Origin of the sequence: Jannaschia maritima, from assembly GCF_030973515.1 — a bacterium.
In the GTDB taxonomy this organism is placed as follows: domain Bacteria; phylum Pseudomonadota; class Alphaproteobacteria; order Rhodobacterales; family Rhodobacteraceae; genus Jannaschia; species Jannaschia maritima.
Genome location: NZ_JARGZA010000013.1, coordinates 80,791 through 96,387 on the forward strand (window position 1 = coordinate 80,791; position 15,597 = coordinate 96,387).

18 protein-coding genes are annotated in these 15,597 nt (G+C 70.2%); 7 read left to right on the plus strand and 11 right to left on the minus strand.

Going from position 1 to position 15,597, the window contains the following annotated elements; all coding sequences use genetic code 11:
• The first annotated feature begins 20 nt into the window (after positions 1-20).
• The 4 genes from P0084_RS13400 to upp are packed head-to-tail and all read left to right on the plus strand — an operon-like array spanning position 21 to position 3,562.
• Complete coding sequence (locus P0084_RS13400; RefSeq protein ID WP_308917369.1) at positions 21-425, plus strand: cytidine deaminase; 405 nt, start codon at positions 21-23, stop codon at positions 423-425.
• Positions 422-1,738: a thymidine phosphorylase gene (locus tag P0084_RS13405; protein ID WP_308917370.1), complete on the plus strand. Its 1,317-nt coding sequence runs from the start codon at positions 422-424 to the stop codon at positions 1,736-1,738. The genes P0084_RS13400 and P0084_RS13405 overlap by 4 nt, the downstream gene beginning before the upstream one ends.
• Positions 1,735-2,922: a phosphopentomutase gene (locus P0084_RS13410; RefSeq protein WP_308917371.1), complete on the plus strand. Its 1,188-nt coding sequence runs from the start codon at positions 1,735-1,737 to the stop codon at positions 2,920-2,922. Before P0084_RS13405 ends, P0084_RS13410 begins: the two co-directional genes overlap by 4 nt.
• 10 nt (positions 2,923-2,932) lie before the next feature.
• Positions 2,933-3,562 (plus strand): uracil phosphoribosyltransferase, encoded by a 630-nt coding sequence (gene upp, locus P0084_RS13415; protein WP_308917372.1) that lies wholly within the window; start codon positions 2,933-2,935, stop codon positions 3,560-3,562.
• 14 nt (positions 3,563-3,576) lie between these two features.
• Here the strand turns inward: upp and P0084_RS13420 are convergent, their stop codons facing one another.
• Positions 3,577-4,473, minus strand: coding sequence for a hypothetical protein (locus P0084_RS13420; RefSeq protein WP_308917373.1), 897 nt, complete (start codon positions 4,471-4,473; stop codon positions 3,577-3,579).
• 249 nt (positions 4,474-4,722) lie between these two features.
• Here P0084_RS13420 and P0084_RS13425 point away from each other — a divergent pair, with 249 nt between their 5' ends.
• Complete coding sequence (locus P0084_RS13425; protein WP_308917374.1) at positions 4,723-5,355, plus strand: VPLPA-CTERM sorting domain-containing protein; 633 nt, start codon at positions 4,723-4,725, stop codon at positions 5,353-5,355.
• A gap of 76 nt (positions 5,356-5,431) precedes the next feature.
• Positions 5,432-6,307, plus strand: a complete 876-nt coding sequence (locus P0084_RS13430; RefSeq protein WP_308917375.1) for a DMT family transporter — start codon at positions 5,432-5,434, stop codon at positions 6,305-6,307.
• Here the strand turns inward: P0084_RS13430 and P0084_RS13435 are convergent.
• The 10 genes from P0084_RS13435 to P0084_RS13480 all read right to left on the minus strand — a co-directional run bounded on the left by P0084_RS13435 (position 6,304) and on the right by P0084_RS13480 (position 15,232).
• Entirely contained in the window at positions 6,304-6,675 is a 372-nt protein-coding gene (locus P0084_RS13435; protein ID WP_308917376.1) for a SpoIIAA family protein, read from the minus strand. The two genes, P0084_RS13430 and P0084_RS13435, sit on opposite strands and share 4 nt — an antisense overlap.
• 56 nt (positions 6,676-6,731) lie before the next feature.
• Positions 6,732-7,223, minus strand: coding sequence for a DUF4142 domain-containing protein (locus P0084_RS13440; RefSeq protein ID WP_308917377.1), 492 nt, complete (start codon positions 7,221-7,223; stop codon positions 6,732-6,734).
• A 131-nt stretch (positions 7,224-7,354) separates the two neighbouring features.
• Complete coding sequence (locus tag P0084_RS13445; RefSeq protein ID WP_308917378.1) at positions 7,355-9,556, minus strand: 3-hydroxyacyl-CoA dehydrogenase NAD-binding domain-containing protein; 2,202 nt, start codon at positions 9,554-9,556, stop codon at positions 7,355-7,357.
• Positions 9,557-9,601: 45 nt separating this feature from the next.
• Positions 9,602-10,021 carry an endonuclease domain-containing protein gene (locus P0084_RS13450; protein ID WP_308917379.1) on the minus strand — a complete coding sequence of 140 codons (420 nt, stop codon included), beginning with the start codon at positions 10,019-10,021 and terminating at the stop codon, positions 9,602-9,604.
• A 2-nt stretch (positions 10,022-10,023) separates the two neighbouring features.
• Positions 10,024-11,235 (minus strand): acetyl-CoA C-acetyltransferase, encoded by a 1,212-nt coding sequence (locus P0084_RS13455; RefSeq protein WP_308917380.1) that lies wholly within the window; start codon positions 11,233-11,235, stop codon positions 10,024-10,026.
• 22 nt (positions 11,236-11,257) lie between these two features.
• Entirely contained in the window at positions 11,258-11,893 is a 636-nt protein-coding gene (locus P0084_RS13460; protein ID WP_308917381.1) for a glutathione S-transferase family protein, read from the minus strand.
• Positions 11,890-12,420: a hypothetical protein gene (locus tag P0084_RS13465; protein WP_308917382.1), complete on the minus strand. Its 531-nt coding sequence runs from the start codon at positions 12,418-12,420 to the stop codon at positions 11,890-11,892. Before P0084_RS13465 ends, P0084_RS13460 begins: the two co-directional genes overlap by 4 nt.
• 60 nt (positions 12,421-12,480) lie before the next feature.
• The gene (locus tag P0084_RS13470; RefSeq protein WP_308917383.1) at positions 12,481-14,256 is read right to left on the minus strand and encodes an acyl-CoA dehydrogenase C-terminal domain-containing protein; all 1,776 of its coding nucleotides are present in this window, start codon (positions 14,254-14,256) and stop codon (positions 12,481-12,483) included.
• 43 nt (positions 14,257-14,299) lie between these two features.
• Positions 14,300-14,698, minus strand: a complete 399-nt coding sequence (locus tag P0084_RS13475) for a MerR family transcriptional regulator (protein WP_308917384.1) — start codon at positions 14,696-14,698, stop codon at positions 14,300-14,302.
• A gap of 162 nt (positions 14,699-14,860) precedes the next feature.
• The gene (locus P0084_RS13480) at positions 14,861-15,232 is read right to left on the minus strand and encodes a MerR family transcriptional regulator (RefSeq protein ID WP_308917385.1); all 372 of its coding nucleotides are present in this window, start codon (positions 15,230-15,232) and stop codon (positions 14,861-14,863) included.
• Positions 15,233-15,332: 100 nt separating this feature from the next.
• Here P0084_RS13480 and P0084_RS13485 point away from each other — a divergent pair.
• A partial coding sequence (locus P0084_RS13485) for a PaaI family thioesterase (RefSeq protein ID WP_308917386.1) occupies positions 15,333-15,597 on the plus strand: 265 nt, incomplete at its 3' end.

Below are 15,597 nucleotides of genomic sequence, written 5' to 3' on the forward strand. Positions count from 1 at the left end.
CAGGTGCAGGAGGGCCCGCCATGACCGACGCCACCGACCTTCGCGACCGCGCCCTCGTCGTGCGCGAACGGGCGCACGCGCCCTATTCCGGGTTCAAGGTCGGCGCCGCGATCCGCGACGAGGATGGGGCCGTCCACCTGGGCTGCAACGTCGAGAACGTGGCTTATCCCGAAGGGACCTGCGCTGAGGCGGGGGCCATCGCGGCGATGGTGGCGGCGGGCGGGCGACGGATCGCCGCGGCCTATGTCGTAGCGGACGCGCCGGATCCGGTGCCGCCCTGCGGCGGGTGCCGGCAGAAGCTGGCGGAGTTCGCGGATGCCGACACGCCCGTCGTCATGGCGACCACGGACGGGGCGGAACGCCGCGTGACCGTGGCCGACCTGCTGCCGGGCGCGTTCGCGGCGGACCACATGGGTCGCGCATGAGCGGGATCCGCGCGACCCTGGCCGCCCTGCGCGCCGGCCGCGTGCCCGACCACGCCGACCTGCGGCGCTTCGCGGACGGGCTGGCCGACGGGCAGGTGTCGGACGCGCAGGCGGGGGCCTTCGCGATGGGGGTCTGCCACACGCCCCTGGGGCGCGACGCGCGCGCGGTGCTGACCCGCGCGATGCGCGACGGGGGCGCCACGCTGGAATGGCGGCTGGACGGCCCCGTCGCCGACAAGCATTCGACCGGGGGCGTGGGCGACTGCGTGTCGCTGATCCTGGCGCCCGCCCTGGCCGCCTGCGGGGTGTTCGTGCCCATGATCTCGGGCCGGGGGCTGGGGCATACGGGCGGCACGCTGGACAAGCTGGCCGCCATTCCGGGCCTGCGGACCGCGTTCGGCGTGGACGCGATGCAGCGCATCGTGGCGGAGGTCGGGTGCGCCATCGTGGGTGCCACCGAAGGCATCGCGCCCGCCGACCGACGCTTGTACGCGGTGCGCGACGTGACAGGTACGGTGGACAGCATCGACCTGATCGTGGCGTCGATCCTGTCGAAGAAGCTGGCCGAGCGCCCCGAAGCCCTGGTCCTGGACGTCAAGACGGGCCCCGGCGCGTTCCTGGCCGATCCGGCGGAGGCCCGCGCCCTGGCGCGCGCCCTGGTCGAGACGGCGCAGGCCGACGGCGTGATGACGTCGGCCATCCTGTCGGACATGAGCCAGCCGCTGATCCCGTCCGTGGGCAACGCCCTGGAGGTGATCGCCGCGATGGAGGCGCTGAGCGATCCCACCCGCCGCGCCACCGCGCGTCTGGTCGCCGTGACGGAGGCGCTGGGCGGCGAATGCCTGGCGCTGTGCGGGCTGGCGTCGGATTCGGACGACGGGGCGGGGCGCGTCCGCGACGCGTTGACGTCCGGCAACGCGATGGAGGTGTTCGGCCGCATGGTCGCGGCCCAGGGCGGGCCCGCCGACTTCCCCGACCGGTGGCGCGACCGCCTGCCCGCGGCCCCCGCCGTGGCGGAGCTGCGCGCCGACCGGCCCGGCACGGTGGCCGCCCTGGACGCCCGCGCATTGGGCGAGGTCGTGGTCAAGCTGGGCGGCGGACGGATGCGGGAGGACGACGCGATCGACCCCGCCGTGGGCCTGTCCCACATCGCCCCCGTGGGCGCGACCCTTACGGAAGGCCAGCCGATCGCGCGCGTCCACGCCGCCGACGGCGAGGAAGCGCAGGAGGCCGCCGAAGCCGTGGCCGCGGCCATCACCTTCGCCGCCGGCCCCGTCACCCCGCCCACCCTGGTGCAGGAGGTCATCCGTTGACCCGCGCCTTCGTCGTCGTGCTCGATTCGGTCGGCATCGGCGGCGCGCCGGACGCGGCCGCCTTCGGGGACGCGGGCGCGAACACGATGCTGCACATCGCGCGCCACTGCGCGCGGGTCCGGGCGGACGGGCCGTTGCGGATGCCCGTGCTGGACGGGTTGGGACTGGGCGCGGCGATCCGCCTGGCATCGGGCGCGGAGGCGCCGGGGCTTGGGGCCGAGCCCCGGGGCCTGTGGGGCGCCGCGACGGAGGTGAGCCCCGGAAAGGACACGCCGTCGGGGCATTGGGAGCTTGCGGGCCTGCCCGTGCCCTGGGACTGGCATTACTTCCCCGAAGGTGGCGACGCCTTTCCCCCCGACCTGGTTGCGCGGGTCTGCGAGGCGGCGGGGACGGACGGAATCCTGGGCAACTGCCACGCCTCCGGCACCGACATCATCGAACGCCACGGGGCGGCGCACATGCGCTCGGGCCGGCCCATCTGCTATACCTCCGCCGACAGCGTGTTCCAGATCGCGGCCCACGAGGAGACGTTCGGGCTGGACCGCCTGCTGGACCTGTGTGCCGCGCTGGCCCCCGACCTGCACGCGATGAAGGTCGGGCGGGTCATCGCCCGGCCCTTCGTCGGCGACGGACCGTGGCGGCGCACGGCGAACCGCAAGGATTACGCGGTCGCACCGCCGGGCCCCACGATGATGAACGCGGTGCGGGACGCGGGCGGGCGCGTCCACGCCATCGGCAAGATCGGCGACATCTTCAGCATGGACGGGATCGACACGGTCACGAAGGGGACCGATGCCGCGTTGATGGGGCATCTGGCGGACGCAGTGCGGGATCTGCCGGACGGCGGCCTGTGCTTCGCGAACTTCGTCGAGTTCGACAGCCTGTATGGGCATCGCCGCGACCCGGACGGCTATGCCGCGCATCTGGAATGGTTCGACGGCGCGGTCGCGCCCGTGCTGGACGCGCTGCAGCCCGGCGACCTGATGATCCTGACCGCCGATCACGGCAATGACCCCACCTGGCGCGGCACCGACCACACGCGCGAGCGCGTGCCGGTCCTGTGCGCGGGCGCAGGCGCCCATGCGGCGGGACCCCTGGCCTTCGCCGACGTGGCCGCCACCGTCTGCGCGCATCTGGGCGTGCCCGGCGTGGGGCCGGGCCGCAGCTTCCTTCCCGCTCCATGAGGATCCGCCGATGGACCACCTGACCGTCGTCCGCCACCCGCTGGTGCAGCACAAGCTGACCCTGATGCGCCGCAAGGACACGCCGACCGCCGTGTTCCGGCAATTGCTGCGCGAGATCAGCCAATTGCTGGCCTACGAGGTCACGCGCGAGCTGCCGATGCGGGAGGTCGAGATCGAGACGCCGGTCGCGCCCATGCGGTCGCCCGAGCTGGACGGCCGGAAGCTGGCGCTGGTGTCGATCCTGCGGGCGGGCAACGGGTTGCTGGACGGCATCCTGGAGCTGGTGCCCTCGGCGCGCGTGGGGTTCGTGGGCCTCTACCGCGACGAGGACACGCTGGAGCCGGTGCAGTATTACTTCAAGGTGCCCGACCATCTGGACGACCGGCTGGTCATCGCCGTCGATCCGATGCTGGCGACGGGCAACTCGTCCGCCGCGGCGGTCGACCTGCTGAAGCGGCAGGGGGCCACCGACATCCGCTTCCTGTGCCTCCTGGCTGCGCCGGAGGGGGTCGATCGGATGCGGCAGGCCCATCCGGACGTCCCCATCGTCACCGCCGCCGTGGACGAACGGCTGAACGAGAAGGGATACATCGTGCCGGGCCTGGGCGATGCGGGCGACCGGATGTTCGGCACGAAATAGGGGCGCGGAGCCGGTCAGCCGTCGCAGATCGCGCGCAGGTTCTGCCAGTCGGTATCGTCGAGCACGGCGTTCGCCAGGGGTTCGGGCGCGGGCCCTTCGTCCAGACGCAGGACGGACTGGACGTGACGGCCGAAGGCTGCATCGGGCAGTTCGCCCCCCGTCAGCAGGCGCGTCAGGTCGGCCACCGACAGATCGGCCAGGAACCGGTCGAGCGGCGATCGGTCGTCCCCCATGGCCGCGCGGACGCGGGCGCCGGTCGGGCCGGGGTCGTCGATGCCCCGTAGCAGATCGTTCGATACGATCAGCAGATCGCCGGGCAGGCGCAGCGCGTCGCGCGGCATGTCCTGAACGACGCGCAGGCGCAGCCGGCTCGCCGGATCCAGGTTGTCCCGCAGGGTCGTCAGCGCCTCCGTCCCCAGGGGGGTGGCGCAGGGGGGGCCGGTGACGCGCGTCAGCTCGACCAGCAGCCGCTCGCCGATATCGGTGCGCTGGGCGGGGGGCAGGATCCGGGAGGCGTGGTCCCGCATCGCGCCGGGCAGCCACCACGCCAGGGCGACCGCCGCGACCGCGACGGCGGTCGCCGTGGCGATCCAGCGCAGTCGGCCCGCCGCGCCCCGAGGGTCCCGGGGCACGGCGGCCAGGATGCGCTCCAGCGTGGCGACCATGTCGGGGTCCTCCACCTCGATCGTCTCCTCCGCCTGACGGCCGGGGGCATAGAGCGCGGGCAAGGCACCCGGGTTCAGGCGCCGCATGGCGGGCAGCGCCCAGTGCGACAGCACCATCTCATCCCCGTCCAGGACGACGAGCTCCGCCTCGCCGATGGAGACGTAGACGGGGTGCCCGGGCGCGTCCGGCCCCGGACGCCACAGCGCGGGCGTCTCGAACCGGTCGAGTCCGTCGATGGCGGTCATGGGCGTGCGTCGGTCGGCATCGTGGCGCGACCCTTTCACCCCGCGTCGCGGAAGGGAAGCGGCGGCCTGGACGATCACGCGGCGGCCGCATGGCGAGAAACCGCCCATGCACGCACGGGCATAGGCGAAGCGGAAAAAGCACGTAGAACGGTATGCGTTAACCGCGTTTCGGGACGCCTCCTCCCCGCCGGATCACCTGCGATCCGGCGATCGGATCGGCGTGTCCGGCGCATGGGAAGGACGGAACGGATGCTCGGACGAGTCTCGATCGCGGCGGCGGCGACGCTCGCCTGGACCACGATGGCCGCGGCGGTGCCGCTAACGCTGGACATGGCGGCGTATCACGACGAGGGCGTGGCCCCCCCGGGAATGGTCGTCCGCAGCGCCCGGGGCACCGCGAACTTCGACACCGGCGCATACGTACCGGAAGCGGTCGGGCGGAACAGTGGTTCGCTCGAATTGCTCGACACGACGTTCAGCGGATCGGTCACGCTGCGCGGCGTGGGCAGTGGTCGGCTGTCGATCATCGGCGAGGATGGGAACGAGCTGTTCTCAGATGTCTTCGGCATGGGACGGCGGGATTGGACATGCCTGTCGGAGTTCTGCGAGCACGATCCGTTGCGGGGACAATACGGCGAGATCGTGTTCTACTTCGAGGACGGATCACATCGCGTCGACTTCGATGGGATGGCGACGTCCATGCGTTGGGACGCGACCTACTGCTGCACCGGAAGCTACAGCGCGACCAACCTCTATCTCACGTCGATCACCATCGACGCCGACGTCGATCTGGACGTCGTGCCGACGCCCTTGCCCGCCTCCGCGCTCCTGCTGCTGGCGGGCCTCGGCGGGCTGGCCGCCTGGGGCCGTCGGGGGGTCTGACCGCCCGGTCCGTCCCTGGCGGCGGGGCGCGCCGGCGCATAGTGGGTCCTCGTTTCGATCGAGACGGGGACCGCCTATGGACGACACGCGCCGCGCCGCCGCGATGGTCCTGGCGGCCATGGGGATCATCGGGTTCATCGACCAGTTCGTCGTGCTGATCGCGCAGGGCACGTCGCTGTGGACGTTCCACGTCCTGCGGTCCGCGATGATGTGGGCGCTGGCCCTGGGATGGCTGGCTTGGCGGGGGCGGGGCGTGCGGATCGTGTCGCTGCCGCGGATCGCCGCGCGCGCGGCGTTCATGGCGACGGGCATGGTCGTCTATTTCGGCGCGTTGGGCTTCATGCCCGTGGCGCAGGCCGCCGCGGGGCTGTTCACGGCGCCGATCTGGGTCCTGCTCTATTCCGCTCTGCTGTTCGGCCACCGCGTCGGGATCGTCCGGATCCTGGCGGTGCTGGCGGGCTTCGGGGGCGTGCTGCTGGTGCTGTCGCCCGATCCGGCCACCCTGCGCTGGGCGGCGGTCGTGCCGGTCGCGGCGGGGGTCTTCTATGGCATGGCGGCGATCCTGACGCGGGAATGGTGCGCGGCCGAGGACCCCGTCGCGCTGGCGCTGGGGGTGTTCGCCGCGCTGGCCGCCTACGGGGTCGCGGCGATGGTGCTGCTTCCGGCGGGCGGGACCGGGTTCCTCGACCGCGGCTGGGTCCCGCCCGATGCGGGCGTCTGGGGATGGATCGCGGTGCAGGCGATCGGAAGCCTCGTCGCCGTCGTGCTGCTGACGCGGGCCTACCAGACGGCGGAGACCGCGCGCGTGGCGGTGGTGGAGTATTCGGTGCTCGGCTATTCGGTGCTGTTCGGCTGGCTGATCTGGGCGGAGGGGCCGGGCGCCGTCGGGCTGGCAGGCCTGGCGATGATCGTGGCCTCCGGCGCGGTCGTCACCCTGCGCGCGGACCGCTAGGCCAGGGCGGCGCGTGCCTCGGCTTCCGTGTCGAACGTTTCCGCGTCGACGGGGATCACGGCGTCCATCGCGCGGATCATCGCCTCCGCCCCGTCGGGCGCCTGCGCCACGGCATAGCGGCGCACGGACCACAGCGACTGGGTGCGCGACTTGATCGACGGCCAGGACAGGCCCGCCAAGGGTTCGGCCCCCTCGTAGCCGTCGAAGATCAGCAGCATGTCGACCTTGTCGTCGGACGCGTCGAACACGTCAGCCATGCGCGTCCCCATCGCCGCCATGTCGTCACGGGTCACGGTGCCCGTGATGCGGAACGCGAACAGGTCCGGTCGCGGGGACGGCACCTCGCGGATGGTCGAAGTCGTAAGCATGGCGGAGCCTCCGGGATGGGGGGCGCGGGCGGGTGCGGCCCCGCCCGCAGGGATCGTCAGGCGTCGGCCGCGATCATGTCGAGCATCGCCAGATGGCTGGCGATCCCGGCCTCCGCCAGGGTGGCGGTGACGACGGGAACCGTCATCTCGCCGCGCGCGACCATGGCCTGCTGCAGCTCCAGCGCCTTCAGATGGCCGGCCCGCTGCTCCTGCAGGTAAGGCTGGTCGAAGCCTGCGCCCTGCTGCAGCGCCATCTCCTCCATCAGGACGACGGTCTCGGGGTCGGGCTCCGGCAGGACGGCGCCGCCCGCGGTCAGCACCTTCGCGATGGCGTCCTGCTCCTGGATCTCCAGCAGGGCGAAGACGCGGACGGCCTGCGTTTCCGTCCGCTCGCGGGCCAGTTCGGACAGGGCCTTCAGCTTGGCGCCGTCGCGCAGCATCGTGGTGACGTATTCGGACGCCATGTCGGCCGCCGCGGGTCCGGTCAGCAAGGGCGCGGCCCCGATCAGGGCCAGTCCGCCCAGGGCGGCGCGTCTCGTGGGGATCATGTCGGGTCTCCTGGGGTTGCGGGATCGCACGCGCCGGTCCATCGCCGGGCGTCCGGGGGTTATCCACAACCTAGGAGGGGCCTGCCGATGGCAAGCCCCCGACATGATTTGTCTATTCCGCGCAGCCCCCGTCAGGCCGCCGCGCGCGCGGCCGACCCGTCGCCGAACGCGCCGTAGAAGGTCGACCCATCCCGTGCCATCCGCGCCAGCAGGGTGGGCGTGGCGAAGCGGGGGCCGTGGCGTCGTGCCAAATCCTCCGTCCGCTCCGCCGCCCAGGGCGCGCCCACCATGTCCAGCCACGAGAACGGGCCGCCGGACCACGGCGCGAAGCCCCAGCCCAGGATCGCGCCGACGTCGCCTTCCCGGATGTCCGTCAAGACGCCGTCCTCGAAGGCGCGCACGGCCTCCAGCACCTGCGCGAACAGCAGGCGGTTCTGCACCTCGTGCAGGTCGGGCTGATCCTCGGCGACGGGGAACTTCGCGGACAGGCCGTCCCACAGCATCCCGCGCTTGCCCGCCTCGTCGTACTCGTAGAAGCCCGCATTCGCCTTGCGTCCAAGGCGACCCTCGTCGGCCATCCAGAACAGGACCGCATCCGTCGCGTCGTCGTAGCCCTCCGGGTCCGCGGCCTTCGTCGCCTTGGCGATCTTGACGCCCAGGTCGATCGACGTCTCGTCGGTCAGCTGCAGGGGACCCAGCGGCATGCCGACCAGCTTGGCCGCGTTCTCGATCAGCGCGGGCTCCACCCCTTCGGCGACCATGCGGATGCCCTCGTTGATGTAGGGGATGATGCACCGGTTCGCATAGAAGAAGCGCGCGTCGTTCACCACGATCGGGGTCTTGCGGATCTGGCGCACGAAATCGAGCGCCTTGGCCACGGCGACGTCCCCCGTCTCGCGCCCCTTGATGATCTCGACCAGTAGCATCTTGTCGACGGGGCTGAAGAAGTGGATGCCGATGAACCGCTCGGGGCGCTGCGACGCCTTCGCCAATTCGGTGATCGGCAGCGTGGAGGTGTTGGTCGCGAACACCGCGTCCGATCCGATCACCGCTTCCACCTTCTTCGTCATCTCGGCCTTGACGCCGACATCCTCGAAGACGGCTTCCACGATCAGGTCGCACTCCTTCAGCGCGTCCAGGTCGGCGGTGGCCTGAACGCGGCCCAGGACCTCCGCCTTCTTCTCCTCCGTCACCTTCCGGCGCTTGATCCCCTTATCCAGGATCCCCGCGCCATAGGACCTGCCACGGTCGGCCGCCTCCTGGTCGCGGTCGATCAGGACGACGTCGATGCCCGCGTTCGCCGCGACATAGGCGATGCCCCCGCCCATCATGCCCGCGCCGAGGATCCCGACCCTCCGAACCGTCTGGTCCGGGACGTCGGGCCGGTTGGCGCCCTTTTCCAGGGCTTCCTTGTTGATGAACAGCGACCGGATCATCGCCGCCGACGACGGGTTCATCAGGACGTGGGTGAACCACCGCGCCTCGATCTTCAGGGCGGTGTCGAAGGGGACCAGCGCCCCTTCGTAGACGGCCGCCAACAGCGCCTTGGCCGCCGGATAGACGCCCTTCGTCTTTCCGTTCACCATGGCCGACGCGCCCACGAAGGTCATGAAGCCCGCCGGATGGTACGGCGCGCCGCCGGGCATCTTGTATCTCTTCTCGTCCCAGGGCTTCACGATGTCCTTGTCACCCGCCTGCAGCACCCACGCCTTCGCCGCCGCGAGGGGATCGTCCACGACCTCGTCGATCAGGCCGGCGGCCTTCGCCTTCCGCGGATCGCTCAGCTTGCCTTCCAGCAGGAAGGGGCTGGCGGCCATGGCACCCATCTTGCGGACCAGTCGCGTGGTGCCGCCCAGGCCGGGGAAGATGCCGACCATGATCTCCGGCAGGCCGATCTTGGCCTTGGGATCGTCGGCGCAGAAGATGCGGTGGCAGACCAGCGGGATCTCGAACCCGATGCCCAGCGCCGTGCCGGGCAGGGCGCAGGCGACCGGCTTGCCGCCCTTCAGCGTCTTGGGGTCCATGCCGGCGCGCTCGATCTTCCGCAGGATGCGGTGACAGTCCATCACGCCGTCGAACAGGCCCTTCGCCGGATCGTCGCCCGCCGAGTCCTTCATCTTGGCGATGACGTTCAGATCCATGCCGCCCGCGAAGGAGGACTTGCCGGACGTGATGACGATCCCCTTGACCGCGTCGTCGGCCAACGCGTCGTCGATCAACCCGTCCAGCACGGGCCATGCCTCCAAGGACATGACGTTCATCGACTTGCCGGGCACGTCCCAGGTGATGGTGGCGACGCCATCGGCGTCCGTCTGCATGGTGAAGTCGGTCATTTGGTTGTTCCGTATATGTTGGTAACGGTGGAGGCGGCCCCCACCCTAGCCCTCCCCCCGTGGGGGAGGGGATTGCGTCGCGCGTGACGCGGATGTGGCGGCGAAGATAGTCTCGAGGACGCCGCCCAGGTTCTCGGCTACTTCGGAGTTCCAGAATCGGACGATGCGATGACCATTGGCTGCAAGCCAGGCATCCCGCCTGCGATCATCCGGCCCACCATGCTGGCCGCCATCGATCTCGATCACCAACCGTTCCTTCAGAATGGCGAAGTCGACGATGAACGGCCCGATGGGAACCTGACGACGCACATGCAGGCCGAACGCGGTTCGCCACGTCCGTAACGGCTGCCAGAGCCGCTTCTCCATCTCGGTCGCGTTCGCCCGCAACGCCCGAGCACGGGCGACACGCCCGGACTCCCTCCCCCCTCGGGGGAGGGTCGGGGTGGGGGTCGTCGGCCCCGTCATTCCTAAACCCGTTCGATGATCGTCGCCGCACCCATGCCCGACGCCACGCACAGGGTCGCCAGCCCGACCTCGCGGTCGGCGCGCTCCATCTCGTCCAGCAGGGTGCCGATGATGATCGCGCCCGATGCGCCCAGCGGGTGGCCCATGGCGATCGCGCCGCCGTTCACGTTCAGCTTGCCGTGATCTACGTCGAAGGCCTGTATGAACCGCAGGACCACGCTGCTGAACGCCTCGTTCACCTCGAACAGGTCGATGTCGCCGACGGACATGCCGGCGTCGGACAGGATCTTCTCCGTCACGGGGACGGGGCCGGTCAGCATGATGGTCGGATCGGTGCCGATCTTGGCGGTGGCCCTGATCCGCGCGCGGGGCGTCAGGCCCCAGCGTTCGCCGAACGCCTTCGACCCGACCAGGATGCCAGCCGCGCCGTCCACGATGCCCGACGAGTTGCCCGCGGTGTGGACGTGGCGGATGCGCTCCAGGTGGGGGTACTTCATCAGCGCGACCTGATCGAAGCCGGGCATGACCTCGCCCATCGCCTCGAAGGCGGGATTCAGGCCGCCCAGAGACTGCATGTCGGTGCCGGGGCGGATGTATTCGTCGTGGTCCAGGATGGTCAGGCCGTTGACGTCGCGCACGGGAAGGATCGACCGCGCGAACCGGTCGTCGGCCCAGGCCGCCGCGGCGCGCTTCTGGCTTTCCACGGCGAAGGCGTCCGCGTCGTCCCGGCTGAACCCGTATTCCGTGGCGATGATGTCCGCGCTGATTCCCTGCGGCACGAAGTACGTCTCGAGCGCATAGGAGGGGTCGACCGCGATGGCCGCCCCGTCGGAGCCCATGGGCACTCGGCTCATGCATTCGACCCCGCCCGCGATGTAGCCTTCGCCCGCACCGCCCCGGATCTGGTTGGCGGCGAGGTTCACCGCTTCCATGCCGGATGCGCAGAAGCGGTTGATCGACAGGCCGGGGATCCGCTCGTCCAGGCCGCTGCCCAGCACGGCCGTGCGCGCGAGGCATCCGCCCTGCTCGGCGACCTGCGTGGCGTTGCCCCAGATCACGTCCTCGACCGCGTGGCCCTCCAGCCCGTTGCGGTCCTTCAGGGCGTCCAGGACGTTCGACGACAGGCGGGCGGCGGTGACCTCGTGCAGCGATCCGTCCTTGCGGCCCTTGCCGCGCGGCGTGCGGATGCTGTCGTAGATATAGGCGTCTTGCATGGTGGTGGGCCTCCGTTGGGCGTCAGGCGGCGGGTCCAGGCAGGGCCCGGGGCATCAGGTCGTAGGGGTGCTTCCAACCGGGCAGGGCGGCGATGCGGTCCAGCCAGGCGTCGATATGGGGCCAATCGGTCCGGTCGAAGCCGAACGGTTCGGGGTAGTAGAGATACGAGCAGCAGGACAGGTCGGCGTTCGTCGGGCCGCCGCCCACGATCCAGTCGCGCCCTGCCAGGTGGTCGTTCAGCACGCCGTAGGCCGCCTTCAGCCGACCCTGCGTGAACGCGATCACGGCGTCGGGGCGCTTGTCGGCGGGCAGGAAGTTCACCAGGAACCGCGTCATCCCGGCTTGCGACGACAGCTTGTGGTTGTCCCACAGCACCCAGCGCAGCACCTCGTACCGCTCGTCGCCCGCGCCGCCGAACGTTCCCGTCCGGTCGGTGATCCATTGCTGGATGGCGCCCGACTGGGACAGGCGGAACGCGCCGTCGACCAGGACCGGCGCTTCGCCCATCGGGTTCTCCGTCCGCCACGCATCGCTCCGGGCCTCGCCCGCGAAGAAGTCGACCTTCACCGGCTCCCAGTCCAGGCCGGACAGCTCCAGCGCGAGCGCCGCCTTGTAGCTGTTCCCCGATTCCCCGAAGCAGTGCAGGCGGATCGTCATTCCACGATCTCGGTCGTGCCCAGTTGCAGCGGCACCTCGGCCAGATCGGGATAGACCTCGCGCACCAGGGCGATCTGCTGGGGCTGGTCGATCCGCAGCATGTACCACGCCCCGTCCTCCTCCAGCATCAGCGTGGTGTTCTCGCTGCGCATGGTGCCCACGTCCGGCACGGTCATCTCGGACATCGTCGGCACGAGCGCATAGGCGCGACCCTCCGCCGTTTCGCCGAAGGTCGCCGCCTCCACGTCCATGCCGAACGCGTTCAGCTCGACCTCCGCCATCGCCCCCTCGACCGCCTGCGCCATGGCGGTGCGCAACATGTCGGGCTCCATCCCGAACTGGTCCGCCATCGCTTGCAGAAGGGACGGGGGCATCACGTCGAGGACGCCTGCCATGTCCCCTTCGGCGAAGTCGGCCTCGAAGGCGGCGATCCGGTCGGTCACGGCCTGGCGGTCGCCCTCCGACTGGGCCAGGGCGGGCGCGGCCAGAAGGAAGACGATGGCCGCGGCGATGCGTGCGAGTGTCATGGTAGCGGTCCTCCCCGACCGGATGGTGCAGCGCGCCCGCGATGGGCGCGCGCGAGACGTTCAGAACGCGGTCGCGTCCAGGCCCATGATGACGTCGGGACCCGTCTGGATCCGGCCCAGATGCATCTTCGTCGCCGGAAGCTGCCGCTGCATGTAGTAGCGGCCCGTCGCGATCTTGGCTTCCAGGAAGTCGCGGTCGGCGCCGTCCTCCTTCAGACCCAGCTGCGCGGCCTTGGCCATGCGGGCCCACATCAGGCCCAGGCAGACATGCCCCATCATGTGCATGAAGTCGTAGGATCCCGACAGCGCCGCGTTGGGGTTCTTGGGGCCTTCCTGCATGAAGTACATCCCCGCCGCCTGCAGGTCCTTGCTGGCATCCTTCAGCGGCTCGACGAAGCCCTTCATGTCCGGGTCGTCGCCGTGTTCCTTGCAGAACGCCTTCACCATCTCGAAGAAGGCCATCACGTGCTTGCCGCCGTCCTGCGCCAGCTTGCGGCCGACGAGGTCCAGCGCCTGCACGCCGTTCGCGCCCTCGTAGATCATCGCGATCCGGGCGTCGCGCGCGAACTGCGACATGCCCCATTCCTCGATGTAGCCGTGCCCGCCATAGATCTGCTGCGCGGCGGTCGCGTACTCGAACCCCTTGTCGGTCAGGAACCCCTTAATGACCGGCGTCAGCAGGCTGATCAGCCCGTCGGCGTCCTTGTCCTGCATGCGGTGCGCCCGGTCGATCATCGTGGCGCCCCAGAACGTGAACGCCCGCGCGCCCTCCACGAAGGACTTCTGGTCCATCAGGTTGCGGCGGATGTCGGGGTGCACGATCAGCGGGTCGGCCGGCCCGTCGGGGTTCTTCGTCCCCGTCACGTCGCGCCCCTGCAAACGGTCCACCGCATAGGCCAGGGCGTTCTGATACGCGATCTCCGCCTGCGCATACCCTTGCAGGCCCACGCCCAGCCGCGCCTCGTTCATCATGGTGAACATGGCGCGCATGCCCTTGTGCTCCTGCCCCAGCAGGTAGCCCGTCGCCTCGTCGTAGTTCATCACGCAGGTGGAGTTCCCGTGAATCCCCATCTTCTCCTCGATCTTGCCGACCGACACGCCGTTGCGCGCGCCCACGGTGCCGTCGTCGTCGACCAGGAACTTGGGCACGATGAACAGGCTGACGCCCTTGATCCCCTCCGGCCCGTCCTTGATCTTGGCCAGCACCAGGTGGACGATGTTGTCCGCCATGTCGTGGTCGCCGGCGGAGATGAAGATCTTCTGCCCCGTGATCTTGAAGGTCCCGTCGTCCTGCGGCTCGGCCTTCGTGCGCATCATGCCCAGATCCGTGCCGGCATGGGGCTCCGTCAGGTTCATCGTGCCGGTCCATTCGCACGACACCATCTTGGGCAGCCACTTCGCCTTCTGCGCGTCCGTGCCGTGCACGTGGATCGCCGAATAGGCCCCGTGCGTCAGGCCGGAATACATGTTGAACGCCATGTTGGCCGCCGACATGATCTCGCCCACGGCCGTGTTCACGACATAGGGCAGGCCCTGGCCGCCATACGCCTCGTCGGCGTCCAGCGCCGTCCAGCCGCCCTCGCGCACCTGGTCGAAGGCCTCCCTGAACCCGTCCGGCGTGCGCACGATCCCGTTCTCCAGCGTGCAACCCTGCGTGTCGCCGACGACGTTCAGCGGATGCAGCACCTCGGTCGCGAGCTGGCCCGCGGCCTCCAGGATCGCGCCGGTGAAGTCGCGGTCCAGGTCGTCGTAGCCGGGCACGTCCTGATCGGCGATCGACAGGACGTCGTGCAGCACGAACTGCATGTCCTTCGTGGGGGCCGTATAGGTGGGCATCTCGTCTCCTCCGGGTGGTGGGGGCGCGGTCCGGCGCGTGCCGTCAGCCCGCGCGCTTGTCGGGTTGCATCTCGGCCAGCATCGCGTCGCCGGAGGACAGCTGGTCCTCCAACTCGGCGATGGCGGCGTCCAGATCGGCCCGCTGCTGGCGCAGTCCGTCCAATCGCTCGCGACCCAGCTTCATCGCCCGGGTCAGTTGCGTGAAACGGCCGTCCCCCAGATCGTACAGATCCAGAAGCTCGCGGATCTCCTCCAACGAGAAGCCGAAGCGCTTGCCGCGCAGGATCAGGGTCAGGCGGCCCCGGTCGCGGCGGGTGAACAGCCGCTTCTGGCCGCGGCGGATCGGGGCCAGAAGCTCCTTCGCCTCGTAGAAGCGCAACGTCCGCGGCGTCACGTCGTAGAGGTCGCACATCTGGCGGATGGTCATCAGTTCGTCTGCCATATCACTCGTCCCAAGTGTCACAGGTCGCAGGTTTGTTTGCGTGGCACATGAGGACACCGCCGGTCGTCTACAAGACGGGCTGACGTTGACGTAATACCGACGCTGCGTCATCAGATGTCACGACGTCGCGTCGTTTTGAAGGGGAGGGGCCTCGCTCTGCGGTCAGGTGCCGCGCCCCGTGGCCACCTCGTCGCGCAACGCGCGCAATTCCGCGATCGCGACGTCCAGATGACGGCGGCGATCCGCCAGTTCGGCCAACTGCGCGTCCGCCAGTTCGATCCAGCGGCTCATCTGCACCTTGCCCTCCGGGTCGGCGTCGTACAGCTCCAGCCACTGCCGGATCTCCTCCAGCCCGAAGCCGAAGCGACGACCGCGCAGGATCAGCGTCATGCGCGCGATCTCGCGCGGGCCGTAATGGCGGGCGCGCCCTTCCCGATCGGGCCGAAGAAGCTCGACGTACTCGTAATGACGCAGGGTCCGGGGCGTCACGTCGAAGCGCGCGCACATCTGCTTGAAGTCCAGCCGTTCCGCCATCGTCTTCCCGGGCCCCCCGCGTCAGCCTGACACGCCCGGGCCCGTCCTGTCCACCGCCGCGACCTTGCGGCGGGGGGCGGGGGGTGCAAAGCCGGATGCGATGACTTCGAACGATCCCCGCGCCGCCGCCGCCCGCGCCTTCATCGCGGCGCTGCCCCATTGCCGCGCGCTGGGCATGGCGGTGCGCGACGTGTCGGACGGGCGGGCCGTCGTCGCGATGCCCTGGTCCGCCGACCTCGTGGGCGATCCGCGCACGGGCGTGATCCACGGCGGCGCCGTGTCGGCGCTGATGGACACGTCGGGGGGCGCCGCGGTCCTGTGCTATCCGTCCGGCCCCCTGGGCACCGCGACGATGGACCTGCGCA